This is a genomic window from Streptomyces hazeniae (genome assembly GCF_031845485.1).
GTDB classification, from domain to species: domain Bacteria; phylum Actinomycetota; class Actinomycetes; order Streptomycetales; family Streptomycetaceae; genus Streptomyces; species Streptomyces hazeniae.
Genome location: NZ_JAVREQ010000005.1, coordinates 211682 through 238426, shown reverse-complemented (window position 1 = coordinate 238426; position 26745 = coordinate 211682). Strand labels below are relative to the sequence as shown.

The following is a 26745-nucleotide window of genomic DNA, read 5'->3' as shown; positions in this document are numbered from 1 at the left end:
GGCGGGGGCATCGGTGCGCAATTGCGAATCTATCGTGAAGGATTGATGTATCGGTGAGTGTGGTCATCGTGAAGCGGCAGCCACGGGTCATGCCGCCGACCGTGCCAGAGGGGGAAGTCCGGCTCGAATCGCCTCCGGAAATTCCGCGGGAAGGCGACCAGGACGTCTGGATGAATCTCCTGCCGGTCATGGGCATGGGCGGTTCCGTCGCGTTCTTCTTCATCAGCGACCAGGCGTACATGAAGGTCGTCGGCGGGCTCATGCTCTTCTCGACGATCGCCATGGCGGTCGCGCAGTTCGTGAAGGCCCGGCGCGGGGGGCGCGCCCAGATGCCGCAGGAACGGAGGGACTACTTCCGTTATCTCGACCAGGTGCGCAAGGACGTGCGCAAGACGGCCGAGGCGCAGCGGCACGCGCAGCTCTACCAGCACCCCGATCCCGACCAGTTGTGGGCGATCGTCGGTGACGCGAAACGGTTTTGGGAACGGCGTCCGGCCGACAACGACTTCTCCTCGGTCCGCATCGGCACCGGCTGGCAGCAGCTCAACACCCCGCTCGTCGCCCCGGAAACGGCTCCCAAGGAAGAACTCGAGCCGCTTACCGCCGAGGCGATGAAGTCCTTTCTGGACATTCACCGTTCGCTTCCGGATCTCCCCATCGCGGTCAGTCTCCGCGCCTTCTACCACGTGGTCGTCACCGGCACCACGGACGAGGTGTACGGGAACGTGCGCGCGGCCGTCGGCCAGCTGACGTCGCTGCACTCCCCCGAAGAACTGATGGTCGCGGTCGTCTCCCACCCGGGGTCGATGGCCGAGTGGGACTGGACGAAGTGGCTGCCGCACGCCCAGCACCCGTCGCAGGCCGACGGAGCCGGCCAGGCGCGGCTGTTCTTCGACGACCTCGGGCAGCTGGAGGACTCGCTGTCGAGCCAGCTCGAGGGCCGCGCGCGCTGGACCCGGGACGGCACCCCCGTCACGGATCAGGCGCACCTGGTCGTGGTCCTCGACGGAGGATCCATCCCGCCGGACTCGGTGCTCGCGGGCGCGGAGGGCCTCCAGGGCGTCACCTTCCTCGAGGTGGCCCCCGGCACCCTCGACGACCAGATGTCCGGCGGCCTCACCGTGCACGTGCGGGAGAAGGCCCTGGACCTGTACGTCGGCCGCGAGTCGGCGTACTCGGGACGGCCCGACCTGCTCAGCTACGAGCAGGCGGAGGCGCTGGCCCGGCAGATGGCGCCGTTCCGCATGGGCAGCGGCGAGGAGGGCGAACCGCTGCTGTCCAACCTGGACTTCACCGACCTGATGGGCATCGGCGACGCCGGCTCGGTCGACGTGGCCCGCACCTGGCGGCCGCGTTCGCTGCACGAGCGGCTGCGGGTGCCGATCGGCATCGGCGGCGAGGGCGAGCCGGTGATGCTCGACATCAAGGAGGCCTCGCAGGAGGGCATGGGCCCGCACGGCCTGTGCGTCGGCGCGACCGGTTCCGGCAAGTCGGAGCTGCTGCGCACCCTCGTGCTGGGCCTGGCCGTGACGCACTCGTCGGAGACGCTGAACTTCATCCTCGCCGACTTCAAGGGCGGCGCGACGTTCACCGGCATGGCCGACATGCCGCACACCTCGGCCGTCATCACCAACCTGGCCGACGAACTCACCCTCGTCGACCGCATGCGCGACGCGATCACCGGTGAGCTCAACCGCCGGCAGGAACTGCTGCGCAAGGCGGGCAACTACGCCAACATCACGGACTACGAGAAGGCGCGCGCCGCCGGCGCGGCGCTGGACCCGATGCCGTCCCTCGTCCTGATCATCGACGAGTTCAGCGAACTGCTGGCCGCCAAGCCCGACTTCATCGAGATGTTCATTCAGATCGGCCGTATCGGCCGTTCGCTGGGTGTGCACATGCTGCTGGCCTCGCAGCGTCTGGAGGAGGGCAAGCTCCGCGGGCTGGACACCTTCCTGTCCTACCGCATCGGTCTGCGGACCTTCTCCGCCGCCGAGTCGCGCACCGCGATCGGCGTGCCGGACGCGTACCACCTGCCGAACGTGCCGGGCGCGGGCTTCCTCAAGTACGACACCGAGACGATGGTGCAGTTCAAGGCGGCCTACGTCTCCGGCGTGTACCGCGCGGCGGGCCCGACGCAGGTCAGCCGGTCGGCGCAGACCCGTTCCGCGCTGTTCACCGCCACCCCGGTGGCACTGCCCGTGCTGCCCGAGCCGGAGGTGGAGGACACCTCCGACCAGGTGGACGACGCGCTCGCGGACACCGTGCTCGACGTGATCGTGCAGAAGATGGTCGGCCAGGGCCCGTCGGCGCACCAGGTGTGGCTGCCGCCGCTGGACGAGGCGCCGTCCATCGACCAGCTGCTGCCGTCCCTCGCGGCGACGCAGGAACGCGGCCTCACCGCACCCGACTACACGGCGCTGGGCCGCCTCACCGTGCCGGTCGCCCTGCTGGACAAGCCGTTCGAGCAGCGCCGCGACGTGCTGTACCGCGACTTCTCCGGAGCGGCCGGTCACGGCCTGTTCATCGGTGGTCCGCAGTCCGGTAAGTCGACGCTGCTGCGGACGTTGATCACGTCCTTCGGACTCACCCACACGCCGGCCGAAGTGCAGTTCTACTGCCTCGACTTCGGCGGCGGCTCGCTGCTGGCGATGGAGGAGCTGCACCACGTCGGCGGCGTCGCCAACCGTCTGGACGGCGAGAAGGTCCGCCGTACGGTCAGCGAGGTCGTGGGCATCCTCAACGAGCGCGAGGAGTACTTCCGCTCCAACAACGTCGACTCGATCACCACCTACCGCCAGCGGCGGGCCGCGGGCCAGCTGCCGGACCAGAAGTGGGGCGACGTCTTCCTCGTCATCGACGGCTGGGCGACGTTCAAGAACGACTACGACATGCTCGAGGCCGACATCACCGACATCGCCACCCGCGGTCTCGGCTTCGGTGTCCACCTCGTCCTCACCGCCGCCCGCTACACCGAGGTGCGGCCGGCGTTGAAGGACCTGCTGCAGAACCGCGTCGAACTGCGGCTCGGCGACCCGTCGGAGTCGGAGATCGACCGGAAGATCGCGGCGAACGTGCCGGCCGGCATGCCCGGCCGCGGCCTGAGCCCGGACAAGCTGCACCTGATGACGGCGCTGCCGCGCATCGACGGCTCCTCCACCGTGGAGGACCTCTCGGACGCGACCCGGCAGACCATCCACGCCGTCAACGAGCACTGGACCGGGGAACCGGCGCCGTCCGTGCGCCTGCTGCCCACCATGCTGGACGCGGCCCGGCTGCCGAAGGGCTCCGACTACCCGGACTACGGCGTCGCCTTCGGCATCGACGAGTCCTCGCTCGCACCGGTCTTCGTCAACTTCGAGGCCGACCCGCTGTTCGTCGTCTTCGGCGAGAGCGAGTCCGGCAAGAGCGCGCTGCTGCGGCTGCTCATCCACCAGATCACCGAGCGGTACTCGCCGGACCAGGCGAAGATCGTCGTCGGCGACTACCGGCGTGCGCACCTCCAGGGCGTTCCCGAGGCCCACCTGTCGCGGTACTGCGCGGCGGCGCCGGCGCTCCAGGAGACGCTGGAGGGTCTGGCGGGTTCGATGTCGCGGCGCATGCCCGGCCCGGACGTGACCCCGGAGCAGCTGCGCAACCGCAGCTGGTACGACAGCCCGGACGCGTTCGTCGTCATCGACGACTACGACCTGGTGGCCACCGGGCAGAACCCGCTGATGCCGCTGCTGGAGTACCTGCCGTTCGCACGGGACGTGGGCCTGCGCGTCATCCTGGCCCGCTCCTCCGGCGGCGCCAGCCGCGCCCTGTACGAGCCGGTGATGCAGCGGATGAAGGAGCTGGGCGCACAGGGCCTGGTCCTCGCCGGCGAACGGTCCGAGGGCGCGCTGCTCGGCAACATCTCGCCGTCGCAGCTGCCCGCGGGCCGGGGGTACTTCCACACCCGGCGTCGCAGTGGCCAGCTCGTCCAGACGGGATGGATGCCGGCCCGCCACTGAGGCGTGCGGGCGTCGCGACCGCACCGGAGCCCGGGCAGGGGGCCCTTCCTCCGCCCGGGCTCCGGCCGTTCCCGGCCCGGCAGGGGATGGCGGCGCCGGGGCCCTGACGGCGGCCGGAGTCGTCTGATACCCGCCCGTGCGGAGGCCCGTACGTGCGAGGATGACGGAGGGCGACGGCCTCGTACCGTCCCCCGACACGTCACGACGAAGGAGGCGAGCGCCGATGGGCACGCAGCAGGAGAAGGACGAGCTGTACGCGATGGACATCTCCGACGCCGTCTGGGAGTCCGCACCCGGCGGCCCCGAGGACGAGAAGGTCGAGATCGCCCACCTCCCCGGCGGTGCCGTGGCCATGCGCAACTCCAAGCACCCGGAAACGGTGCTCCGCTACACCGAGGCCGAGTGGCGCGCGTTCGTCCTCGGCGCCCGCGACGGCGAGTTCGACCTGGACCCCACTCCGGAGAACGGCGGCGTGCAGACCTCCTGAACCGGGACAGGGACCGGGAACGCGATGCGGGCCCGACCGAGCCGTCGCTCGGTCGGGCCCGCATCACACGGGGCGCAGCGTTTCGCGGTGCTCAGCTCCGCGCGGCACCCCGGAGCACGCTCTCCAGGTCTCGGCCGGGGGTCGTGCGTTCGCCGCTCAGGTTCGCCTGCGAGCGCTGCGCGTTCATCGGGCCCGCCCCGCCGGGGAGGGCGAGGACGCCGTACACGCCGGGCTCCCCGGCGAACCAGGCGCCCTGCTCCAGTTGCGGGTCCCAGCGGTTGTAGCGCCGCGGGTCCCGTGCGGCCATCGTCGGCGACCACGCCGACTCGTCACCGGAGGCAGGGGGCGTTCCCCCGGACAGACCGATCTGCACGGTGACGCCCGTGCCGTCCTTGCCGCCGGGGGCCTTGCGCACCGCCACCTGCCGCCAGGGGCATACCTCCAGCACCTTCCGCGCCTTCTTCACGCGGGACAGCGCGCCCAGGCAGGAGTAGAGCACGAAGACGTACCAGAGGAGGGCGAGTCCCCCGATCGCGGGCCCGAGCTGGTTGCTGCCGCGCTTGACGTAGTCGGTCTCCGCCGTCGCGTTCAGGACCACGCTGAGGGCGAAGAGGCCGACGAAGAGCAGGCTCCACAGCAGGAACCGCACTCTGATCCGGTTACGCGTCCCCTCCCATGCGGCGCGCGTCTCCGGGTGCGCGAACGCCGTGGCGTGCGGCGGCTCTTGTGACCTGTACATCGTGATGACTGCCCCTTCTCTGGCCGTTGTCCGGCCGTTTCCCCGGTCGCCGTCCGACCGGCCCTCGTCTCCGGCGGAGACCGGCCCGACGGGCCGGAGCTACTGCCCCCCGCCGCCGATGCCGGCGCGCTTCGCCCTGTCCCTGCGCTCCGGCGCGGCGGCCTGACGCTCCGGTTGCAGCGCCGGACCGTCGTTCGGGGCCACCCAGACCACGTCGCCGCTGCCGGGCACCAGCAGTACCCCTCCGAAGAGCTCGTCGCCCGCGAACCAGGCACCCTGCGAGAGGTTGCTCGTCCAGTGCGCGTCCGACCTGCCGACCTGCCTCCCGAGCAGCTTCGGCGACTTCTCGCCGCCCCGCCCCAGCCGGAGGATGTGCCCCCGGCCTCCGCTCGCCCGGTTGAGCACCTGCACGCGCTCCTCGCGCACGAACGGGTACGCCTCCAGCACCCGCCTGCACCGGCGCAGGGCGACCAGACGGCCCAGGCAGGTGTACGACCCGAACACCAGGGTCATCATGGCGAACGGCGCCAGCGGAATGAGGTAGTCGCTCTGCACGAGCACCACCGCTGCGACGAGGGCGGCCACCACGGCCAGCAGCACGGGGTAGCGCTTGAGCAGCGCGGACCGGAGCTCCGCCACGTGCGCGAGCGGCTCTCCCGTGTCCGTCGGCGGGGCTCCGGTGACGGGAGGGCGGGCGTCCAGCAGCGCCGTCGAGGCGAAGAAGCCCAGGACGGCCATGCCGATGATCCCCGGCATGGCCAGGAGGAACCAGCCGTCGGTCAGCACGAACAGCGTCAGCGCGTGGAAGAGGACGAACAGCCCTCCCCAGAAGGCCACACGTCGCCCCCCGGAGGGCCGGCCGGCGCTCCGCGCCGGGCGCGCGCGCGTCCGGGACGCGCTCCCGTCCGCTCGGTCCTCGGGTGTCATCCGAAATCGTTCCTCACTGCCTCCGCCGCGGAGCCCGGCTCCGGCTCCACGGCTCCGCTCGCGCCGTCGGCGAGCCCGGGATTGGTGAAGCTCACGGTACTCGCCACGCCCCGCAGCACGTTGCGGTAGTCGTCCGCGAGGTCCACGGAGGAGGTCACCAGCTGCACCGCGATGATCGCCGAGGACCGCACGTCCGGAATGGCGATGGTGCCCTGCCACACCGGCTGCTGTTCCGGCTCGTCTCCCCCGCCCTCGGGACGTCCGGGCGCCATGGTGCGGCGCACCGTCTCCGTTTGGAACCCCAGCCCGCACGGCAGCTCGACGGGGACGATGCCGGTCTCCGCCGACTCCCCGGCCCCGGAGGCCATCAGCGTCACGAGCGCGGCCTTCGGGTCGACGTTCCGGGTCTCGACGCTGAACAGCGTCAGCACCGACGTGGTGACGCCGCCCCGGTCGTCGGGGTGCATGCCCATGGCGCAGCCCTGCACGAGCCGCTTCTGCATCTCCCACATCACGATGCAGTAGAGCCGGAACACCTCGTCCGCCCGCTCCCGCACCTCCTCGGGCAGCGCGAGGATCTGCCGGGCGAGGTCGTCGAGGCGTTCCGCCGTCGGGTAGACGTCCAGCCGCAGATAGCCGTGCGGGATCTCGTACCAGAACGCCGGCGGCAGCCGTACGCCTCCGGCGCCCTTCGGCGCGCTCACAAGCGGATGCCCGTCACGAGTTCACCGAGCCCGTACTGCAGGTCGGAGATGCCGCCCGGCACGCCGTACGCGGCGGCTCCGGCCTTGGTGTACTCGGCCGCGTTGTGGCCGGCACCGGAGTCCGGCAGCACGCCGGCCGTCTCCAGCGAGGAGGCGGAGTTGGCCAGGACGTTCGCGCCGTTGATGCCGTACTGCAGGAGACCCGTGTTGGGGTCGGTGGCCACGTCGAGCGCCTTGAAGTTGAACGCCTCCACGCTCTCCCGGCCGAACGCGGTCGCTCTCGCGCCCATGGACATCGCCTCACCGCCCTCCCTGGCGGCGCCGGCGAGCATGCCGACCTCTCCGCCGGCCCTGGACAGCGCGCCGACCCCGGGGATCATGCCCATGCTGTCGCCCGCCATGGACGCCCAGGCGCTGAAGGCGGCCATGCCGCCGTGTTTGCCCATGAGTGAATCCCGGAAGTCCTCGCTCGCGAGGTTCTTCGCCATCGAGGCGGCGCTGGCGACGACGGCGATACCGGCGAAGAGCGGCGCCAGCGGGGTGGGGAAGAGGGCGAGCAGTCCGGCGATCGCGCCGATGGTGCCCGCGTGGTCCAGGAGGAACTGGCCGACGGCCTTGAGCCCGTCACCGATCGCGTTCAGCGTCCGCTCGAACCAGCCCGGCTCCTCGGGGGCCAGCCCGTCGTCGGCGACGTCGAGCGCTTCGGCGATCTTGTCGGCTTCCCGCTTGTGCTCGTCCTCGAGGTCCTTGGCCTTCTTGATGACGTCGTCGAACGCCTTGTTGGCGGCCTCGACCTTGCCCGCGGCCTCCCGGAGACGGCCCTCCGCGGCCCGCAGACGCGACGTGGCGGCGTCCGCCTCCGCCTGGCTGGGGTAGGTCTTACCGCCCAGGTCCAGGTCCGGGTCCTTCTTGACGTCGTCGTAGTCGCCCTGCGCGGTACTCGCCGCGCTCTTCTTGTCCTTCGCCTCGTCGTCGTACTTCTTGGCCAGGTCGCGGTTGGCGGTGAGGTCGCCGTCCCACCGTGCGAGCTGGACCGAAGCCTTCTCGACCGACTCGGCGGCCTTCTTCATGTACTCGGGCAGCTCGCCGTCCAGCGCGTCGCGGAACGCGGACGCCGCGTCGCCCTCCCAGTGGCTGCTCTCGCCGAGCAGACGCTCGATCTGCTGATGCGACGACCGCAGGGCCTTCGCGGCCCGGTCGACCTTGGTCTTGAGCGAATGCACTTCCGACGGCACACCCGGGACGGGGTTCCAGCCGAGGTTCGGATACGGGTTCGTCATCACTTGCCCCCGCCTGAAGTGCCCTGCTCGGCCATCTTCTTGAGGGCCTCCTCGAGGTTCTTCTCCATTTCCTCGTAGCTCAGCTTGTTCGCTTTCACGCCCTCACTGATGTTGCCGATCATCTCGCTCATCTGACCGGCCCCGTACTTCCACTGCTCCTGGAACTTGTTGCACGCCTCGTCCAGCCGCGACGTCCCGATCTCCGCGGACCGCACGTGCGACAGCGCCGTTCGTGCCTCGTCCAGGTTCTCGACGCTGTCCTTCAACGTCCGCACGAACTGGTCCAACTGGTCGGTGTCGGTCTTGAAACCGTCCCCCATGAATACACCTCTCCTGCGCAGCGAAGGCAGCCGTGGGCAAGGCAGGAAGGGACGAAACCGGTCGAACACCCCAGGCAGAACCGCTCGCGCCTCGCGATGGTGGCTGATTATACGAGCGGAGGCATCCTGCGTGGACAGGCCCGCGGAGAAGTACCAGGCATCCCCTGGGGCACGGATGAAACCGGGAACGCAGGGTGGGGCCCGCAGATCCCCTGCGGGCCCCACCGGGGGCTGCCCCACCACCGGGGCTGTGCCCTGTTACAGCTCGAAGGCCACCAGCGACGAGTCGTGATCCTCGCCGAGCGCACCGATGTCCTCGAGCGCGCCGATGGACCCCTTGTTGGACACCGAGGCGAGGAAGAGCCCGCCTTCGTGAAGGTAGGCCGCGTTCCATACGCCGAGCGTGTCTCCGACCCCGTCGAAGTCCTGCATCTCGTCCTCGTCACCGGTTTCGGGATCGAACGCGACGAGGGAAAAGGGGTCGGTGTCCCCGAGGTCGAACGTCCCGTTCGCCTCCTTCGTGGCGATCAGGCCCTCCTCCGCCCCCTGCACGAGGTCGTACCGCACATCGCTCGACGGTCCGGTGCTCCAGAGTTTGTCACCGGAGTCCATGTCGTAGCCGTCGACGGCCTCGTCGTTCTTGTGCCGCTGTTCCACCACGAGGGTGCCTTCGTGGGCGGCCACGGCAGGGCTGGGGCTGCCTCCGAGGAAAGCCGCGTCCTGTCCCAGCTTCCTGCCGCCCTCGATGCCCACCAGCCCCCGCGGCTTCCCGCCGTCGGAGAGAATCCGATACGCGCCTGTGGCCTCACGTGCCACGACGGGCGAGGTGGAGAGGACCTCTCCGTGGCTCTCGAGCGGGTCGGGCGAGGTGTCCTCGCGCTTCGCGACGTACTCCCAACGAGCCTTGCCGGTCGCCGGATCGATCTCCGAGACGGTGTACCGGAGAGCGCTCGGCGCCCCGAACTCGTCGACCTTCGTGGCGCAGCCGTAGCTCCGGACGAGCTGCGCTCCGCCGGTGAAGGTGCCCGTCGTGCATCCGTCGTCCGTGGGCAGTTCTTTCGCCGCCCACGCTTCCGAACCGTCCGCGAGCAGATAGGCCTGCTTGTCGTTGACCACGACGGCCTTGCCACTCACGGCCAGTGACGGAGGCTCGTCGAGGGTCTCGACCGGCATGTCCCAGAGAACCTCCCCGGTGGCCAGGTCGAGGGCGAAGACGGTGCTGCACGACCCGGTCTCGCCGAAGGCCAGCACGGCGACGCCTTCGCTCGCCACCGAAGAGGAAGCGCAGACGACCGTCCCCTCTCCTGGCACCGGCGTCCCCCACAGCCGCCGGCCCGAAGCGGGATCGAGGGCGCTGATGCCGTCAGTCTGCGCGCGAACGACAGCCTTGTCGGTGAACCACGTGGACAGGTAGTTCTGCCGGTCGGGCGATCCACCGGAGTACGGCAGGCTCCACAACGTCTGCCCACGGCCGAGCCCCAGCAGGAACCACGCTCCGGTCCCCGCGCCCGCTGTCAGGAGAACGAGCAGCACCAGAGACGTGATCAGACAACCGCGGCCCTTCTTCTTCTGCGCGGCCGGGGGCCGGTACGGCTGCGCTCCGGGCGGAACCGGCTGGCCGGGCAACCCGTAGCCGGGACCCTGCGTAGGTCCCTGCTGACCCGGGCTCCACGCCGGCGGCACCGTGGGCGGTGCCGGCGGGAGCGGAGGCTGCTGGTGCTGACCGCTCGGCGGTTGCTGGGGATAGCTCATGCCATCGCCTTCCTCACGTAGTCGGCCCACGCCTCCTCGAATTCCGCTGTGCCCATGCCCGTTGCCTTCCGCAGCTGGGCGTCCAGCTTCTCGGGCTTCTTGTAGTGGTCGGTGACGAAGGTGAAGGCCGCGTCCTCGCCGCCCTTCTCGGCGATGAAACGAAGGGCGAGGTAGCCCAGGGTGTAGTTCGGGTTCCCGTCACCCGGCGCGTAGAAGGTGGCGCTCTGCGGCAGTCTGCCGTCGAAGCTTCCCCCGATACGCGTCTTCATCGCCGCGATCTCGGCCTCGGCGGTTGCCTTGTCCTCGCGGAACGCCATGTAGTCGCCGAAGCCCTCCACCACCCAACGCTGCGTGTCTCCGTCGGTGACGTGGCCTTCGGTGTGCGCGATCATCGCGTGGGCGATCTCGTGACGGCTGATCTCCAGGGGACCTCCGGGCCACCTGTGGGGCTGGAAGCGTCCGCTGCCCGTGTCGATGACGATTCGGGCTCCGCCGACGTGGATGTCGCGGTCTTCCTCGCTCCCGCCGCGCGACGGCAACGCGTAGGCGACGCCTGCCTCGCTCGTCGAGTCGGTCTTCTTCTTCCGGTAGAGCTTCTCGTAGCTCTGCCGGTCGTTCTCCAGAGCGACGACGAAACCCGGCATGGCCGGCGCCTCCTGCGGGCCGGCCGCCTCCCACGCCGCCAGGTTCTCCTCGGCGGCCTGCTCGACGAGGGGCGCGAGGCGCCTCGCGTGATCGATCTTCTTCTGGTCGGCCAGGACGAGCACGTGATCCTTGCGGATCGCCGCCATGTCCTCGTACAGGTCCCACGGCGCCGGGTGGTACACGAGGCCACCCCGTCCGAGGTACTTCCGGTCCGAACCGGCCACCTTCGTGACCTTGAGCTCGGCATCCTGCGAGGGCTTCTCGACGGTCCAGCTGTACCACTCCGCCACCGGGGTGACGTCGACGTCCTCGATCTGGTGGACGAAGGCGACGTCGACCACCAGCGAGGCCCCCTGCCCGTAACTGTCGGTTCCCCGCCCTTCCTTCGCCGAGAGCGCGTACGACGTCTCGCTGAAGGACACCTTCCGAAGATTGTCGAACAGGTCGCGCTGTTCGCTTTTCACGTCCTCACCGACGAAGGGCGCCAGGAACGCCTCCAGGTCCCCCTCCTCCAGGGCCCTGCCGTGGTCGTCGAGGATCTCGGTGATCTCCTCGTCCGAGATCGTGGTCGTATTGCCGCCGCCACCCGCCACGGGGCCGGTCGCCGGCGTTTCGTCCGCACGCATGGCGAAGCCATAGATCAGGCCCCCGATGGCCAGCACCGCCAGCAACCCGACACCGCTCACCACCCACTTCAGCGCACCGCCCGACTTCCGTTCAGGCGGCGGCGGCCCCATGGGCGGAGACCCCATCGGGGCCGGCCCAGGCTGTCCGTACACGCCGGGAGATGGCTGAGGAGGTGGTGGAGAACCGTTCCACGGCGGCTGTTGATGCGACATCAGGTTTCCTCGGTACAGGCAGGAGACCAGCAGCGGCCGACCCCGACCGCAACCCCCCGCACAGCGACGTGACTCAAGCGCCTGCTCACGAACAGGCGACCAGTACCGTACGCCACCACCGTTGCACGACGCGCAACTGCCCCGTGCAGCTCGCGAGAAAGCCCGGCTCGGCCTCAGGCATCACCTGACGAACCGAGCTGGGAAACGGCGACTTCGCTCACTTGCAGACTCGCAGCTCCAGGTGCATTCAATACCCCTTCATGCGCGTGGAGTTGGCCTCGCCAACCGCAGTGAAGACAACCCCGGATGATGCGCAGCCGTCGAGTGCATCGCGTACTCCACCTGCAACGCAGCGTGAAGACTTCGTAACGATCCGGCGAGATCGCGGACTTGGGAGGAGATCCGGTGATCTTGTGCGGGATCCTTCTCCGGTTGTCAACTAACGGCTCTCGTCCGGGCATCCGGGGCGAGGGGGAGATCCGGGGGCCGCGCATGGGCTACGAAGTCGATCCGCAGACGTTGCGATCGGCGGCCAAGAAGATCAAGGACGCCGTCTCGAAAGCAGATGACGTCAAGGTCAAAGAACTTGGCGCCACCGCTCCCGAGTTCGGCCACGAGGAAGCGCAGAAGGCGTACTCGGAACTGATGGCCACATGGGACGAGGCGCTCACGAACACGCTCAAGAAGGACGCTGAAGCTTCCGCGGAGAAGCTGGAGAGCACGGCTTCGAACTACGAATCGGCGGAGACCGCGGCAGACAACTCCTTCACGTCACCCGCACTCGGACCGATGTAGCAGAGGGGGAAACGTGGCGAGTCTGGGTGACACTCAGAATCCCAGAGAACTGATTCCGGGCGATCCGGACGCCCTGCACAAGGACGCCGACAAGCTCACCAAGTGGTCCGGGAAGCTCGAGGAAGTCGGAGACGACCTCGGCGCGGTGCGCGTACCAGGATGGACCGGCAAGGCGAGCGACGCCTTCTGGGACACGTTCTCCGGGCAGAAGAAGCGATGGTTCAAGGCTTCCGACGCCCTTTCCGCGTCGGCTACTGCGCTCCGCTCCCACGCGGACACCCTCGCGGGGGCGCAGAGCGACGCGAAGACGGCCATCGAGGACTACGCCCGCGGTGCCGTACTCGACGCGGAGATGACCCTCGCGTCCGCGCGTGCCCGCGTGGAGACCAGCGGCCAGGACACCGCCAAGAAGCTCAAGGAGCAAGGCGGGTCCGCATCCGACGCCCCCGACTGGCTCTTCTGGGCGGCACAGGCCACTCAGACCAGCGAGGGCTCGACCAAGATGACCCTTGCTGAGCGTGAACGCCTGCCACCGACCCTCAAGGACCGGTATTGGGGCAACCGTGGAGCAGGCGCCTCGCGGCCGGACGGCACCTTCACGATCGCGGGACACTCCGGCCAGGTGAAAGCCGAGGTCTGGGGTGCCGAGGCCAAGACACGGGGGAAGGGGCTTGGCGGGGAGTATTCCGCCAAGGCGGGTATGAGCACCCTCGGAGCAGAGGCCAAGGCAGGTTGGGGCACGAACGGTGCCAACCTCGCGGGCCAGGCTTCTGCAAAGGCCTACCTGGCACAAGCTTCTACCGAGGGCAAGTACCAGGCGGGTCTCTTCGAAGCCTCAGGCAAGGCCGAGGGCATGGTCGGGGCTGACGCCAACGTCCGCGGGTCCGTCGGGCTGGATGGTGTCCACGTCGGCGGCGAGGCCTTCGCCGGGGCCAAGGCCGGAGTCGAAGGACACGCCTCCGTCGCCGGTGTCGGCGTCGGCGGCAATGCCGAGGCTTGGGCCGGCATCGGATTCGAGGCGAACCTCGATGCCGGTATGCAGAACGGCAAATTGGTCATCGGCGGGGACCTCGGCGCCGCCCTCGGCGTAGGCGCCAAGGCGGGCGTGTCAGTGGAGATCGATCCCGGAAAGGTCACCGATGCCGTCAGCGATGCTGCGGACACCGTCGGAGACTGGGGTGGCGATGCGGCCGATGCCATCGGTGACCTGTTCTGACCGACACCGGAAGAGGCCCGACCCAGGGCGCGGGAGCACAGACGCAGTCAGCCGTCCGTACTCTGGGGGCCGACCTGCGGGAATCCGCACGACAAGGAGATGATCCATCATGCCGGGCACACTGCCTGTACCCCTCACCTGCGAGGTGCCGCAGGGCTGGCAGGCGGCTCCGCCGGACGAGGTCGGGGCCCCACAGGCAGCCCTCGTCGCACTGCATCTGGCGTCGAAGGGAGAGGGCTTCGTCCCGAACATCACCGTCACCGGGCGCACCCGCACCGATGCCGCAGGCCTGACCAGGATCGCCGAGGAGTCCATCCGACGGCTCCAGGAAGCCGTTGGAACTGTGCATGTGGTCAAACGAGCCGAGGTGGGCACGTCGGAGGCGCCCGGGCTGGTCGACGCACCGGGCGTTGTGCAGAACTTGCACATCGACGCCACAGTGAACGGGCAGCCGATGAAACTGGCGCAGAGCCAGCTCTTCCTGATCCTGGAAAACGAGCAGCGGCCGAATGAGCGCGCCGAGGTCGAAATCGCTCTGACCGCCAAGGCTGAACAGCTGCACGAGGTTCTCGAGGACTTCCAGGACTTCCTGCGCACTGTTCGCCCTGCTTCTCAGGGCGAAGTGGACGGCAGTCAGACGTAGCGGCTGACCATTGGGGGGAGGCCGGGGCATCGGCTTATGCCCCGGCCTTCCCTTGCGTTACCCGCTGAGCGGGACGACATCCTCCTCCAGTACGCTCCGGCTCTCCGCGGGGGTCTCCGTGCGATCCAGAGTGCCGATCACCTGGGCCATGAACTCCAGCGCCGGCTCTACATCGGGCGGGCTGAACCGGTCCGTGAAGGAGCAGAGGAGCCTGTCCCCCAGGAACCACAACGGATAGTCCTTGCTCCGGGAGTCGTTGAGCAGAAACTCCACGAGCGATCCACGAAGCACCTGCTGGGCAGCAAGAGGCTCGTGCCCGTTCACGGTGAACTGTTCGTCGAACTCGGGGTGCCCGACCTGCACGTCGTTCTGCCCGAACATCCGCCGCGCCGACGAGTGCTTCCGAACGGAGAAGTGTCCGACGTAGCACGGCAGTTGCACGGTGTAGACGGACCTGACGACCCGCACGCCACCACTTTCCCCGTCGCCCATGGCACCGCGGGTCGAATACTCCCATCCGAAGCAGTAGAAGGGATGTCCCTGGTAGTTGCCGCACAGATAGTCGTGCACGTCGGGGGATCGCGGTTCCGTGGCCCACTCCACCCCGGCGAACCTCTCCGCACGCGCTTGCGCCTTGGGTGCGTAGGTACCCCCGTACCGCTCAGCGAGCGCCTGGAAGCGCGGAGCATTCCGCCGCCTGCGCAACCATCGGAAGGTCGTAATCACCAATCCCAAGATGAGGCCGTAGATGATGATCTGCATGAATGACATCTCATCACTACTAGCCAGGAGCATTGCCGTTGTCGACGTCATCGGGCCCTCCCTGCCTTAGATGCGTACACACGCTAACCCTGCACGGCTCTTCCACTTCCTTCACCCTCCCCATGTCCGCGTACCAGCCACCGGACAGTCGCAGGACCTGCACACTGCCGAGTCGGGGACCATACGATGTCAGCTCAGCAGGGCGGCGGCAGCGACGACGAACCGAGGATGACATTGCGAGCAGAGAGTCCGGGAGTTGACGGTTCTGAGCGCGTGCAGAGATCGGTACTCGATGAGCCGAAGATTCGAGCGGCGCTGAAGCACGGTGACTTCTCCCGCTGGCAGCACCCCGGCGGCCACCACCTTCACGAAGACCTCGTCATCGGCGAGCCTGCCCGGATCTTCATGTTCCAGGTCGACCACCGATGGTACGTCGGCTACAAGACGCTTTCGGACTACTTCGTCTACCACGACGTCTCGGGGATTCTCTGCAGCCGCATCTACTGGCACAACGTGGTCGGTCACCTCGACGGGATCCGCATCTCCGACACCGATGTGCGGGTGGCCTTCCGTCCGGTCGGGATCGACGAACGGCACGCGGTGTTCGATGCCATCGCTTCCACCACGGCGATCACGCACCCGTTCGTGAACCACAGCGAACGGGGCCAGGAGGAGTCGAGCGAACCGGACGGCTGGCCGGTCACCAAGGAGCGCGCCGAGTCCCTGAACGTCGCCGAGGAACACCTTCGACGCTATACGAGGACGTTGTTCGCGCCCATCCTCGCGAACCTCGCAGAGCACGTCACGGTCTACGATCCTGCCTGTTCCACAGGGCACTTCCTGGCGGAGTTCGCCGACATCGCCCCGGCCCGGATCCGCACGGTCGGCCAGGACCTCAGTCGCCCCATGACAGAACTCGCAAAGACCCGAATCGAAGAGGTCCACCACGGCGACGCCAGATGCCCGGCACCGGAGGCCGGGACGGTGGACATCCTCTTCTCCAGGTTCCTGAACTCAGAGGTCGTCACCACACAGGACGCCAGGGAAATCCTCCTGCGGCTCGTCTCCACACTGCAGCCGGGAGGCCTGATGGTGCTCCTGGGACACAGCCCGGTGCTCCTCGACGTTCCAGACCTGGAGGCTGCCGGCCTCCGCGTTCTGCAGACGACCGGCCGCCAGGACGACTACGTGTTCCAGTACTACGTCTGCCGGAAGCTGATATAGCCCGGGGGTGGGGGGTGGGGGGGGCGCGGCCGCCCCCCCACCACCCCCTTCGACGCTCACCGAGGCGAGGGCGGCTGGTTCGGCGGCGGAGGCGGCGACGCCGGGGGGCCGTAGTACTGCCCCGCCTGCGGCGGTTGCTGCTGACCGTACTGCTGGGGCGGCACCCCCGACCAACGGTTCGCCGGCCCACCACTGGGCACACCCGCGAACGACTGCGCGTTCTTCCGCTTGCCCTTCATCACGAGGAAGACGACGAGACCGAGGACTCCCAGGGCTGCGACGGCGATGACTCCGATCAGGACTCCGCCAAGGCCGCCCGACTCCTCAGCGGCCGTCGAGTCGTCGCCAGGCGCAGACTGCGAGTCGTCCGACCCACTGGAGGTTGATGTCTCTTCCTGCGAGGACTGTGCCAGCGGCCCCTCCTTCGGGCCAGCCGGGATGTCGTGAGTCACAGCACGCAACGGCCGAACGATGCCATAGCCGAACTTCTCATCGGGAAGCTTCGAGTTCGCGTTCTCGTTGGCGGGGACTTTGGCAGTCTTGACCAGACGGTTGATGACCTGTCCACCCGAGAGGTCCGGGTGTGCTTCGATGACCAGAGCCGCAGATGCGGAAACATACGCTGCTGCATCCGAGGTCCCGTTGGCCAGTCCGTAGCCGGACTCGTTATTCGTGTTGGTTACAACGTTATTCGTTGCCGGACCGATGAGAGTCGTGTTGGATCCCCACGAGGAGTTTTCCCAGACGCCGCCGCTATCGTCCACACCTCCAACGGCCACGACGCCGGGGTAAGCCGCAGGATAGCTCTTCTTCTTGACCCCTTCATTACCCGTTGAGGCGACTACGACCACATCGTTCTTGACGGCATATTCGATCGCCTCCTTCTCTCGCAGGTCACGCACCGTGCCCCTCGAGATGTTGATGACGTCTGCGCCTTGGTCAACCGCGTACCGCACGCCCTCGGCCCACGTCACGCCCAACTCACTATCCGAGTGAGTGAAGCGGACAGGTAGGATCTTGGCATCAGGAGCAAGCCCCATGACGCCAGCCTTCCCCCCAGGCCCATGGCCATGGCCGGCGATGAGCCCTGCCATTCCCGTTCCGTGACCGTCGGTGTCTTCTTTAGCGCTCGTGCCCTTTCCGGTAAAGTCTTTCCCATTCAGGACCTGCCCCGTCAGGTCAGGGTGAGACGCATCGACGCCCGAGTCCACCACGGCAACAACTACGCCTTCACCTGTGGCGTGCTGCCAGATCTCCTCCGCCGCGAACGCGTCCAACGCCCACTGGCGGTCCCGGATGTCATCGGCGGATGCGGGCGGGGCGGTTCCGAGGAGCAGGGCTCCCGTCAACGCTCCGGCGCCCACCAGATATAGCGCTCGTCGGAGTTTCAACTTCTGCTCCTCTTGCTGGTCTCGTGCAATGGCCCCCGTGAAGTGAGTCTTTCACGGGGGCCATCTGCGATCTTCAGTAGCCGGCTGGTGCTCTTACTCGATCGTCCGGGGAACGCTGCGATTGTCCTCCGGCGTCCAGGTCTCTTCATCCTCGACCAGGTAGTCGGGACGATGTCCCTGCTCCCGCTCATCCTCGCCAGGGCGCTGGTTCGAGCCGATCCTGCCGCCGAGCATGCCACCGCGGGCGCCGTTGCCGGTGCCTGACGCGCCGCCACGACCCTTACCCAGACCGGTGCCACCAGGTGTTGCGGGCCGGCCGCCCGCAATGCCCTTCGGAGCGCCCAGGACGCCTCCCTTGGCACGAGCCAGCGGGCCACGCCCGGTAGCGGCTCCGCCTCGACCGCCTCCGGCGCCACCACCCATGGCACCGCCACCACGGAAACCGGCACCTGCAGCAGTACCGCGGCTCCCAGCACCGCCTCCGGGTGTGCCACTGATGCCGCCGCGGATTCCCGCGCCGCGTCCGGTCGTTCCGCCGGAACGCGCACCGCCGAGGATGCCGCCGCCGGGGATGCCGTGGGAGCTACCAGGACCAGTGGTCGTCGCGGGACCGCTACGGGCGGACCCGCCTCCCGCAGGGCCGTTGTCCGCCGTAGGACCAGAGATCCCGGTAGGCAGGCTGTCGAGCTTGGTCTGGCTTACCGGGACCTGCTTGCCGCCGGAAATCCCGACGTCACGAGGTCCCGTTGTCGAAGGTGTTCTAGCTCCAACAGGTGTCGTGGCCGACCAGTTCCTCTTACCGCTTGCACTCGGCGTAGAGGACGATCCCGAGAATGCCGGGATCGGAGCAGGCATGGGAATTGCTGGATTCGACGGCGGAATGGCCTGCTGATCGTCTTGCCCACCGTCTGGTTTGATCCGCTTCTGATACGCGACGTAGTTCCGACCCAGAGTCTCCATGATGGCGGCGGCTTGGAGTTTCACCTCCATGCCCTCGCTGAGGTAGTTCTCGTCGATCTGGGCGAGGACGTCCTTGGGAAGGTTCTTGTTCTGAATGTCTTCCTGGGTGTAGGAGTCGTCACGACCCGCGTCACCGAGGAAGTCGCCGGCGCGCTCGAACCAGTTGGGCTCTTCGAGCTCGTCGATGCGCTGCTTCTGGTTGCGCAGGTCTTCGGCCGCCTGCTTCGTCGCGGCGGAGACGGTGTCGCAGTGCGTTCCCGTGTTGTAGATGTTCCGCAGAATCTCGTTGGCCTTGGTCCGGAACTGGTTGGCGCTCTCGCCTTCCCAGTGTTCCAGTACGTTGTCCACGGCCTTCTTCAGCTGACCGTAGGCGCAGTCACCCGAGCCGCTGCCGTCGGCACCTACGAGCTGGTCATGCGTCTTCTTCCAGTTCGCGCTCACGCCCTCGATGCCCGCCGCATTCGAGCTGGCGAGCATGCCCTTCAAGCCGTCCAGGCTGTAGTCGAGGAAGGTGGTTTCCAGGCCGTACTGCTCGTTGGCGTGCTGGTACGCCGCGGACGTGCCCTGGTGCTGCTGGACGGCTTCGTCGCGGCTCTCCTCCCTCGCTTCCTGCTGGACCTGCTCTCTCTCTTCCGCCGTCATACCCGACGGGTTGGAGTACGAGCCTCCCACGTCAGTTCACTCCCCACCGTTCTCGCGGTACATACGACCTAGCTGAAGTCCGTGTCCTGCTTGACCCCGTCCGAGGTCCGCTGCTCCTGGTCGTCGTAGTTCCTGCGCACCTGTGCGGCGTCGGAGCTGAACTTGACGATCAGGCCCTGGAGCGAGTCGATGTAACCCTCGATGTCGGACTTGACCCCGTCGTGCGTCGTCCGGAGACCTTCGGCCTCCTTGAAGTCCGCGTTACCGAACCATCCGGTCGGGATGTTCGTCTCGTACCTGGCACAGGTCTTCGGGCTGCCCATGCCGTCGACGACCTGGTTGAGCTTCTTGATGACCTCGTCGAGGGCGCTGAGGTCGACCTTGTAGCCGTTACCCATATCCCCGTCTCCTCTCCCCCTGCTGCTTAGTTCCGCGTGGAAGTTGTGGTGTCGGCCGTGGTGCCGGCGGTGCGTTTGCGGCGGCGGTCGCGGTTGGCGATGGCGGTGCCGCTGACGAGGAGGGTGAGGACCGTCGCGGTGCCGATGACGTAGACCGCGTAGCGCTCGGTGCGCTCTTCCTCGCTCTCGCCGATGGTGAGGGCCATCGGGGCGACGCGGCCGCCCTCCCGGGGCTTGTCCTCGACGGGCTCCTGCTGCGGGGTGTCGTCGCCCGTGAGGGCTGCGACGGGGTCGACGACGCCCCAGCCGAGTTCCGCGTCGGGGCCGGTGCCGGGGCGGTCGGCCGTCTGCATGAGGCGGGCGGCGATCTCCTGAGAGGTCCAGTCGGGGTACTTCTCGACCATCAGGGCGGCGACGCCTGCTACGTACGGGGCGGCGAAGGAGGTGCCGTCGGCGGGGCACTGCCCGCCGTTGGGCACGGTGGAGACCATGCCGACGCCCGGGGCGGCGATGTCGACGAAGTCGCCGGACTGGGAGAACTGGGCGCGCTCGTTGTTGCGGTCGGACGCGGCGACGGCGAGGACGCCGTCGTAGGCGGCGGGGTAGGTCTTCTCGTGCTTGCCGTCGGCTCCGTCGTTGCCGGCGGCGACGACGACGAGGATGTCGTTGGCGACGGCCTGGGCGACGGCGGCTTCGAGGCCGGTGTTCGGCTTCTTGTCGGCGGTGTCGGAGGAGATGTTGATGACGTCGACGTCCGCGGCGACGGCGGCCTTGATGGCCCGGGACATCGTCTCGGAGTTGCCCTCCTCCTCACCGCCGGTGTAGCGGAGGGGGAGGATCTTCGCGTCGTGGGCGAGGCCGGAGAAGCCGGTGCCGCCGACGGGCTGGGCGGCGATGATGCCGGCGACGCGGGTGCCGTGGCCGTTCTCGTCCTCGGTCCCCTTGGTGCCGCCGACGAAGTCGTCACCGGGGAGGAGGGCCGGCTCGATCTGGGGGTTGTCGTTGTCGACGCCGGTGTCGATGACGGCGACCTTCACGCCCTTGCCCGTGGCCTGGTCCCGGAGTTCGTCCAGGAGGACGCGCTGGAGCGACCAGGGGGTGCTCTTGATGTTCTTGCCGCCGAACTTGCACTCGGCGGTGCTGGCCAGGCCCGTGTCCGGGCCGGCGGCGGGGGCGTTTGCCGGGGCGGCCGCTACCGGGGCGGCGGAGCCCAGGGCGAGGAGACCGAGTGCCGCGAGCACGCCGAAGGCCCGCTGCGTGCAGCGGGCGGTCCGGGGCCGTCGTTCCGTGACCCCCACGTGCGGGTCCTCTCCTGTGGCTCGCGTGATACCCATCGACATCGTGTCTCTCCCCCAGGGGCATCGGGGGCCGCGCCCGTGCGGGCGGACGGAAGCGGGCCGGCCGGTGTCGGGCCGGCCCACTCCGAGGCCCGGGCGTTGCCGTTCTGCCGGTCAGCCCCAGACGTTCGCGTTGGCCTTCTCGGTGGACTGGTAGTTGTCCGCCGAGTTCTGCAGCGCGGTGGAGATCTTCATGAGGACCTGGTGCAGGTGGTCCGCGGTCTGGTCCCACTGGCGCTGCTTGTTCTGGTAGCCCTCCTGCGCGGAGCCCTCCCAGGTGTTGGCCACGCGCTTGACGGCCGCCTCGAGGTCGTCGAGCTGGCTCTTGATGTTGTTGGCCGTGGTGCGGACGTCCGAGGACGCCTGCGACACGGTCTGGAAGTTGACGAGAATTCCGGACACTGTGCGTCTCCTCTTTCAGCGACTGGCGGTGTTGGAAGCTACGAACTCGCGCGGAACGTCAGCCGATCGGGGGGCGTCCCCGGTCAGCCGAAGTCCGACATGATCTTGCTGACCTCGGAGTTCTGCTGCTCTTCCGTCGCCGAGTAGTTCTGGCGGGTCGCGTCGACGGCATCCTTGATGTCGTTGAGGATGTTGTTCATCTTGCGCGCGTCCTCGTTCCACTGCTGCTGAAGGCGGTGGTACGAGGAAGCCGCCTGGCCCTGCCAGCCGGAAGCGATCCCGCTGATGACCCCGTCGAGGCGCTTGACCTCGCCCTGGATCGAGCTGTTGACCTGGCTGATCTTCGACGACAGAGCCTTGAGCTCGTCCTCGGTTACCCGAAACTGTCCTGCCATGGCGCACCTTCCCCCATGCTCATCCTCGCGTGAACGTCTCAGTGGCCCGACCGGGCCGCGGGTCCTTACTCGGCTGCGCGCACGGCGACCACCGGTTGAGACCCTGAGAAGAATATCGTGCCCCACCGACACGGTTGTTCGCACGCCCGTTACCGTCACGCGGTTAACACAGTGCCGCGACCTGTCCGTGATCGCTTTTCCACCGGGAGTTCACAGATCGCCGCCCGGAGCGGGAGGTTCCGGGCCGGTAGGTCCCGAAATGCCGTAACTCCCGCCCTCAGGACGGGAGTTACGGCCTACCCGGAAGCCCTCCGGGTGATGCGTGTCACGGCCGGTGCACCGTCAGAAGCCCTGCTCCTGGGAGGCGTTGTCGGTGTCCAGCTTCGGCCCCTTGGGGAGCAGCTGGGACCAGTTCTGCGGAACGAGTGCGGCCTTGGTCTTCTCGTAGCCGAGCCGGGCGCTCGCCTTGGTGTCCACGCCGTGGCGCAGCCCGGAGTCGGTCAGCAGGAACTTCCCGCCACCGCCGCCGGTGCTGCCGCTCACCTCCTGGTAGAGCAGACCGGAGCCGGAGCTCACGTAGGCGCTGGCGGTCCCGGCGACGACCTTGGCCGGGTACGCGCTGCCGGCCCAGGCGGCCAGCTCCGGCCCTTCGCCGGTCATCGCGCCGGTGTAGACGCTGCAGGACACCGTGCGGGAGCTGCCTCCGATGCCCTGTGCGGCACGGTTCACGTGCCGAAGGACCTCCTTCGGCCAGCCCTTGCCGCCCCGGTCGACGTCGAGGTCGGCGCCCGCCGCGGTGGCGTCGCGCTGGGAGACGGGAACCGGATCCCCCTGCCCCTGACCACCGCGCATCAGGGCCGCGTACAGGGGGCTGACGCGCTGCAGGCCGTCCACGCCCACGACGTAGTAGTACGGCGCCCCGCCCGGATTGGCCTCGAGGACGGTACCGACCGCCCTGGCCTCCTCCGGGAGCTGCTCCACGCCGTCGAACTGCGCGGGTGCCCCCGCCCCCTCGGGGCTCGGGACGGAGAGGGGCTCGCCCGGCAGGAGAGTGTCGAGCCACTCGGAGGAGACCTGCTGCGGCTCGCCCGGATCGCGCAGGACGAGCGAGGTGAGCAGTCCCTCCGGGTCCGAGGCGTTGTCCAGGAGCAGCTTGGTGCCTTCACCGTCGACGATGTACTGGGCGCCGGTCTCGGAGTCCTGCACGTACAGCGCCTCGCCGTCCCCGAGGCGGCTCTTGTTCTGGAGAGCATCCTTGTCCTGGCCGCCGAGCACGAAGACGGCCTGTTGCGGCTCGCCGCCCTGGCTCGGCTTCTGGCAGACGGCCCACTCCTTGGCCGCCTCGGCGTCCTCCGGGCTGGGCAGCCGGTCGGGGGCGTAGGGGATGCCGATGGTGGCGCCGCGGGAGATGCCGCTGGCGTCGATGTCCTTGCCCGCGACCTCGATGACCTCGCCCTTGCCCTTGTCGAGCACGAGCTTGGCGGAGGCGTAGTTGAGCACCGGGTGCAGCTGCTTGGTCTTCTTGCCGTCCTTGCCCTCGGCGGGGAGGACGACGTAGCGCGTGGTGGAGTCGGTGTCGACGATGATGTACTCGCCCGTCTTGTCCCAGCCGGGAGGCGCGCTGGGGGCGATGGCGCCCCACGCGATGCAGCCCACGACCAGCACGAGGCTCATCACGGTGCCGGGCATCATGGCCCGCACCGGGCGCGGAGCCTCCTCGTCGGAGACTCTGGACTCCGGCTGTAGGAAGGCCGCAAGGGTGCGCTTCCGTGCGAAGGTGTGGGCGCTGAGCTCGTCCCGCCGCTCCATCGGTCCCCGTCTCTTTCGTGTCCCCTGGTGATACCAGGTCGTCCCTGGTGTGCTGCCTGGTGATGCCCTTGCGCGGGCGTCCCCCGGAGGCTGAGCCGTTCCGGGGCGGCGACTTCGGGCCGCTCCCGTCGACCGTCCTCGGCTGCACTACTATGCCGCCCGGCGGCGAGGACGCAAACGGCCGGGTGAGGCGGGAGGTTGCGGCATCCGCACAAGGCCCTCACGAACGCCCTCGTGGACCCTGCTGCCGCACGCGTACCCGGTGAGTATCCTGGCTGCCCGGCCGGCGCCCGCGCGGTGCAGGTCGGGGGGCTGCGGGGGAGCCCGGCGACGGCACGGCACGGCACGCACGGTACGCCCGCGGGGGTCGTGCGGTGGTGGTCGCCGTTCCGCCGGCCCTCCGACGGCCACTCGCACCACGATGCCGGCGCCGCCGAGGGCGCGGACCGCGCGGTCCGCGGCCGGACACCGGCCACCCGAACTGCTGCACGCAGCAGTGCCACGAGAACCTCGAAGGGGAAACACGGGGGATGACGAGCGCCACCCGCAGCCGGTCCCGGGGCCGGCGCGCCCCGCGCCAGCGGACAGACGAGCAGTCGGCGACGACGCCGGAGCAGCAGGGACCGACGACGGCGACACTGCGCCTGCACCGGAGGCCGGGAAGTCTCGGCCCGGTGCGGCTTCAGCAACTCGTGCTCATCCAGATCGCGGCCGCCCTGGTGCTGGTCGCCTGGATCGTGGAGTCGTGGCTGGTGGTCCCGGCCGCGGTGGTCGCCGGGCTCCTGACGCTGGTGGCGCTGGTGAACCGCCGTCAGCAGGCGCTGTCGGAGTGGTACGAGGTGGGGCGCGCGCTGCGGCGCCGCAAGCGCGAGGCGAAGCTGCCGCCCCCGCCGGGTACCGACCCGGGCATGGCCCCGGTGGTGGAGTGCGATCCGGCGGTGCAGACGTCGACGTACGTGACGCGTGAGGACCGTGCGATCGGCATGGTCGGGGACGGCACGTTCCTGACCGCCCTGATCGCGGTGGAGGGCAAGGACGCGCCGCTGCGGCCGGGCCGTCCCGGTCGTGTGGAGCGTCCGCTTCCGCTGAACCTGCTGCACGACGCGCTGCTCACCGACGACATCCGGCTGGAGTCCGTCCAGGTCGTCCAGCACACGCAGCCGGCTCCGGCACCGCACCTGCCGGAGCACTCGGTGGTGGCGCGGTCGTACGGGTCGCTGAAGGAGGCGTCGGGCATCCCGTCGCTGCGGATGACGTGGGTCGCGCTGAAACTCACGCCCGAGCTGACGCCGGAGGCGGTCCAGGCGCGCGGCGGCGGACTCGGGGGCGCGCAGCGCTCGCTGGTGCGTGCGGCGGACCAGCTCGCGAGCCGCCTCGAGGGCGCGGGGTTCAGCGCCACGGTGCTCAACGAGGCGGAGATCGTGCAGGCGCTCGCCACCTCCAGCTGCCTCAACCCCCGGGTGAGCAACGCGACGTCGGGTGCGGGTGACCGGCGGGGTGCGCAGCGTCGGACGGAGGAGTCGGTGCGCGGCTGGCGGTGCGACGACCGCTGGCACGCGACGTACTGGATCAGCCGGTGGCCGCAGGTCGGCCCCAGCGCGGTGAGCTCCGCGCACCTGGCGTCGATCCTCACCTCGCTGCCGGTGTTCACCTCGGTGTTCAGTCTGACGCTCGGCCGCGGCGACGGGCGGTACGCGTCGGTCGCGGGCCATGTCCGCATCGTGACCCGCAGCGAGAACGATCTGTCCGACGCGCGCCGTGAACTGCAGCGCCGTGCCGGGCGTGCGAAAACCGGACTCGTGCCGCTCGACCGGGAGCACGTCCCCGGTGTGCTCGCCACCCTGCCGCTCGGAGGTACCAGCGAATGACCAGCCCGGTGATGCCCCAGCAGACCGGCATGCCCGGTGCGGGCCTGGGCCGCCCGCAGCAGCAGAGCGGCGCGGCGCCGGCGCAGCCGCGGCACGTGGCGACGCCCTCCGACACGGGGATGATCCCGATCGTCGGCCGACAGGACGAGCAGGAGGCGCCGCGGCCGCGCCGTCCCGGTTTCGGGCTGCGCGGCCCGCGTTCGCTGCGGCACCGGGTGGCGGTGGAGGAACTCGCCGCGATCGGCGTGCCGTTGGGCGACGACGGTGTGGTCATCGGTACGGACGCGCAGAACCAGACGGCGGTGCTGGGACTGAGCCGCCGCACGGCGTACGACCTGCTGCTCATCGGCGGTCTGTGGACAGCCCAGGTGCTGGCGCTGCGGGCGGCGGGCACCGGCGCGCGGGTCGCGGTGGAGACGGGACGGGCGCACGTGTGGACGCCGCTGGCGCAGGCGGCGGGCGCGGAGCAGCAGTGCATCACCCTGCACGATGTGGGGCACGTGCCGTCGCTCGGTCCGTCGGTGAGCAGCCCGGTCGTGGTCATCCGGGACTGCGGCATGAAGCCGCCGCGGGGGCGGGTGAACTCGGCGCCGTGGCAGGCCGTGGTGACGCTGCTGCCGTATCTCAGCCCCGCTGCGCCGCGGTTGCTCCAGACGTCGTCGCTGGTGGGCATCCAGCGGGTGTCGCCGGACGAGGCGCGGCATCTGTCCCGGAAGATGCGGCTGCCGCAGGAGGAGACGGAGTCGCTGCCGACGCTCGGCGACGGCGTGACCCTGTGGTGCACGCGCAAGGACCGGTACTACTCGGTGACGCAGCCGACGGACGCGGAGGTCGGGCTGCTCGGTCACGCGCGGCGTCTGGACTGACGCGGTTCCCGGAAGCCGGGGGCGGCCGGGAGGACGTCTTCCGCCCGTCGGACCGCGAGGCCCGCCTTCGACGGAATGCCGGAGTAGGGGCGGTTTGCCGGTCTGGACGGCCGTGGTCCGCAGGGAAGTTGACCGGCGGAGCGCGGGCTCCGAGACTGGATGACGACCTCCGACCGGCGGGTCGGACCGAGACGTGCCACGACGGACCGGGTCGCGCCGATCGGGGCGAAGCGCGTGAAGTGAGAGTGGCCCCGGCACCGAGCACCGACGGGGCCACGGTGCCGTGTCCGGAGTCGGGAAGTCTAGGCTGGGTCACTGCGCAGCACATCGGGGTGTGGACCAGCAGGAG

Annotated in this window: 23 protein-coding genes; 8 read left to right on the top strand and 15 right to left on the bottom strand. The window is 69.1% G+C overall.

Annotated features, from left to right (window positions below; all coding sequences use genetic code 11):
* Positions 1–53 precede the first annotated feature (53 nt).
* On the top strand, positions 54–3995 hold the full coding sequence (gene eccCa / locus RM572_RS08635) for a type VII secretion protein EccCa (RefSeq protein WP_311672664.1): 3942 nt from the start codon (positions 54–56) through the stop codon (positions 3993–3995).
* Positions 3996–4218: 223 nt separating this feature from the next.
* Complete coding sequence (locus RM572_RS08630; protein ID WP_027763950.1) at positions 4219–4482, top strand: DUF397 domain-containing protein; 264 nt, start codon at positions 4219–4221, stop codon at positions 4480–4482.
* Between the two features lie 91 nt (positions 4483–4573).
* Here RM572_RS08630 and RM572_RS08625 read toward each other — a convergent pair whose 3' ends face one another.
* The 7 genes from RM572_RS08625 to RM572_RS08595 form a co-directional block, all read right to left on the bottom strand.
* Entirely contained in the window at positions 4574–5221 is a 648-nt protein-coding gene (locus RM572_RS08625) for a hypothetical protein (RefSeq protein WP_311672663.1), read from the bottom strand.
* A 99-nt stretch (positions 5222–5320) separates the two neighbouring features.
* Entirely contained in the window at positions 5321–6058 is a 738-nt protein-coding gene (locus RM572_RS08620) for a hypothetical protein (RefSeq protein ID WP_311672662.1), read from the bottom strand.
* An 86-nt stretch (positions 6059–6144) separates the two neighbouring features.
* The gene (locus RM572_RS08615; RefSeq protein ID WP_311672661.1) at positions 6145–6852 is read right to left on the bottom strand and encodes a hypothetical protein; all 708 of its coding nucleotides are present in this window, start codon (positions 6850–6852) and stop codon (positions 6145–6147) included.
* On the bottom strand, positions 6849–8132 hold the full coding sequence (locus RM572_RS08610) for a putative T7SS-secreted protein (protein WP_037790084.1): 1284 nt from the start codon (positions 8130–8132) through the stop codon (positions 6849–6851). The genes RM572_RS08615 and RM572_RS08610 overlap by 4 nt, the downstream gene beginning before the upstream one ends.
* Positions 8132–8452 (bottom strand): hypothetical protein, encoded by a 321-nt coding sequence (locus RM572_RS08605; RefSeq protein ID WP_027763945.1) that lies wholly within the window; start codon positions 8450–8452, stop codon positions 8132–8134. Before RM572_RS08605 ends, RM572_RS08610 begins: the two co-directional genes overlap by 1 nt.
* A gap of 258 nt (positions 8453–8710) precedes the next feature.
* Complete coding sequence (locus RM572_RS08600; RefSeq protein WP_311672660.1) at positions 8711–9985, bottom strand: outer membrane protein assembly factor BamB family protein; 1275 nt, start codon at positions 9983–9985, stop codon at positions 8711–8713.
* 215 nt (positions 9986–10200) lie between these two features.
* Positions 10201–11535 (bottom strand): hypothetical protein, encoded by a 1335-nt coding sequence (locus tag RM572_RS08595; protein ID WP_311672659.1) that lies wholly within the window; start codon positions 11533–11535, stop codon positions 10201–10203.
* A 645-nt stretch (positions 11536–12180) separates the two neighbouring features.
* Here RM572_RS08595 and RM572_RS08590 point away from each other — a divergent pair.
* From RM572_RS08590 to RM572_RS08580, 3 genes are all read left to right on the top strand, one after another.
* Complete coding sequence (locus tag RM572_RS08590; RefSeq protein ID WP_311672658.1) at positions 12181–12483, top strand: WXG100 family type VII secretion target; 303 nt, start codon at positions 12181–12183, stop codon at positions 12481–12483.
* Between the two features lie 13 nt (positions 12484–12496).
* Entirely contained in the window at positions 12497–13699 is a 1203-nt protein-coding gene (locus tag RM572_RS08585) for a putative T7SS-secreted protein (protein WP_311672657.1), read from the top strand.
* A 109-nt stretch (positions 13700–13808) separates the two neighbouring features.
* On the top strand, positions 13809–14342 hold the full coding sequence (locus RM572_RS08580) for a hypothetical protein (protein ID WP_311672656.1): 534 nt from the start codon (positions 13809–13811) through the stop codon (positions 14340–14342).
* A gap of 57 nt (positions 14343–14399) precedes the next feature.
* Here RM572_RS08580 and RM572_RS08575 read toward each other — a convergent pair whose 3' ends face one another.
* Complete coding sequence (locus RM572_RS08575; RefSeq protein WP_311672655.1) at positions 14400–15104, bottom strand: hypothetical protein; 705 nt, start codon at positions 15102–15104, stop codon at positions 14400–14402.
* 186 nt (positions 15105–15290) lie between these two features.
* On the opposite strand from RM572_RS08575, the gene RM572_RS08570 reads away from it, so the two are divergent.
* Positions 15291–16328: a class I SAM-dependent methyltransferase gene (locus RM572_RS08570; protein ID WP_311672653.1), complete on the top strand. Its 1038-nt coding sequence runs from the start codon at positions 15291–15293 to the stop codon at positions 16326–16328.
* Between the two features lie 56 nt (positions 16329–16384).
* Here the strand turns inward: RM572_RS08570 and mycP (RM572_RS08565) are convergent, their stop codons facing one another.
* The 7 genes from mycP (RM572_RS08565) to eccB all read right to left on the bottom strand — a co-directional run bounded on the left by mycP (RM572_RS08565) (position 16385) and on the right by eccB (position 23662).
* Complete coding sequence (gene mycP / locus RM572_RS08565) at positions 16385–17719, bottom strand: type VII secretion-associated serine protease mycosin (RefSeq protein ID WP_311672652.1); 1335 nt, start codon at positions 17717–17719, stop codon at positions 16385–16387.
* 93 nt (positions 17720–17812) lie between these two features.
* Positions 17813–19321 carry a hypothetical protein gene (locus RM572_RS08560; RefSeq protein WP_311672650.1) on the bottom strand — a complete coding sequence of 503 codons (1509 nt, stop codon included), beginning with the start codon at positions 19319–19321 and terminating at the stop codon, positions 17813–17815.
* Positions 19322–19389: 68 nt separating this feature from the next.
* The gene (locus RM572_RS08555) at positions 19390–19719 is read right to left on the bottom strand and encodes a hypothetical protein (protein WP_311672649.1); all 330 of its coding nucleotides are present in this window, start codon (positions 19717–19719) and stop codon (positions 19390–19392) included.
* 26 nt (positions 19720–19745) lie between these two features.
* Positions 19746–21017, bottom strand: a complete 1272-nt coding sequence (gene mycP / locus RM572_RS08550) for a type VII secretion-associated serine protease mycosin (protein ID WP_311672648.1) — start codon at positions 21015–21017, stop codon at positions 19746–19748.
* Positions 21018–21170: 153 nt separating this feature from the next.
* Positions 21171–21458: a WXG100 family type VII secretion target gene (locus RM572_RS08545; RefSeq protein WP_136182130.1), complete on the bottom strand. Its 288-nt coding sequence runs from the start codon at positions 21456–21458 to the stop codon at positions 21171–21173.
* A gap of 83 nt (positions 21459–21541) precedes the next feature.
* On the bottom strand, positions 21542–21853 hold the full coding sequence (locus RM572_RS08540; protein ID WP_136182131.1) for a WXG100 family type VII secretion target: 312 nt from the start codon (positions 21851–21853) through the stop codon (positions 21542–21544).
* A 342-nt stretch (positions 21854–22195) separates the two neighbouring features.
* Positions 22196–23662, bottom strand: coding sequence for a type VII secretion protein EccB (gene eccB, locus RM572_RS08535; RefSeq protein WP_311672647.1), 1467 nt, complete (start codon positions 23660–23662; stop codon positions 22196–22198).
* Between the two features lie 530 nt (positions 23663–24192).
* On the opposite strand from eccB, the gene eccE reads away from it, so the two are divergent.
* Positions 24193–25530: a type VII secretion protein EccE gene (gene eccE, locus RM572_RS08530; protein ID WP_037790078.1), complete on the top strand. Its 1338-nt coding sequence runs from the start codon at positions 24193–24195 to the stop codon at positions 25528–25530.
* Positions 25527–26396: a hypothetical protein gene (locus RM572_RS08525; protein WP_394813554.1), complete on the top strand. Its 870-nt coding sequence runs from the start codon at positions 25527–25529 to the stop codon at positions 26394–26396. Before eccE ends, RM572_RS08525 begins: the two co-directional genes overlap by 4 nt.
* Positions 26397–26745 lie beyond the last annotated feature (349 nt).

Coding starts and splice junctions, on each gene's coding strand:
- RM572_RS08630 (WP_027763950.1), top strand. CDS start 4,219: ATGGGCACGCAGCAGGAGAAGGACGAGCTGTACGCGATGGACATCTCC.
- RM572_RS08625 (WP_311672663.1), bottom strand. CDS start 5,221: ATGTACAGGTCACAAGAGCCGCCGCACGCCACGGCGTTCGCGCACCCG.
- RM572_RS08610 (WP_037790084.1), bottom strand. CDS start 8,132: ATGACGAACCCGTATCCGAACCTCGGCTGGAACCCCGTCCCGGGTGTG.
- RM572_RS08605 (WP_027763945.1), bottom strand. CDS start 8,452: ATGGGGGACGGTTTCAAGACCGACACCGACCAGTTGGACCAGTTCGTG.
- RM572_RS08590 (WP_311672658.1), top strand. CDS start 12,181: ATGGGCTACGAAGTCGATCCGCAGACGTTGCGATCGGCGGCCAAGAAG.
- RM572_RS08580 (WP_311672656.1), top strand. CDS start 13,809: ATGCCGGGCACACTGCCTGTACCCCTCACCTGCGAGGTGCCGCAGGGC.
- RM572_RS08575 (WP_311672655.1), bottom strand. CDS start 15,104: ATGCAGATCATCATCTACGGCCTCATCTTGGGATTGGTGATTACGACC.
- RM572_RS08570 (WP_311672653.1), top strand. CDS start 15,291: ATGTCAGCTCAGCAGGGCGGCGGCAGCGACGACGAACCGAGGATGACA.
- RM572_RS08560 (WP_311672650.1), bottom strand. CDS start 19,321: ATGACGGCGGAAGAGAGAGAGCAGGTCCAGCAGGAAGCGAGGGAGGAG.
- RM572_RS08555 (WP_311672649.1), bottom strand. CDS start 19,719: ATGGGTAACGGCTACAAGGTCGACCTCAGCGCCCTCGACGAGGTCATC.
- RM572_RS08540 (WP_136182131.1), bottom strand. CDS start 21,853: ATGGCAGGACAGTTTCGGGTAACCGAGGACGAGCTCAAGGCTCTGTCG.
- eccB (WP_311672647.1), bottom strand. CDS start 23,662: ATGGAGCGGCGGGACGAGCTCAGCGCCCACACCTTCGCACGGAAGCGC.
- eccE (WP_037790078.1), top strand. CDS start 24,193: ATGACGAGCGCCACCCGCAGCCGGTCCCGGGGCCGGCGCGCCCCGCGC.
- RM572_RS08525 (WP_394813554.1), top strand. CDS start 25,527: ATGACCAGCCCGGTGATGCCCCAGCAGACCGGCATGCCCGGTGCGGGC.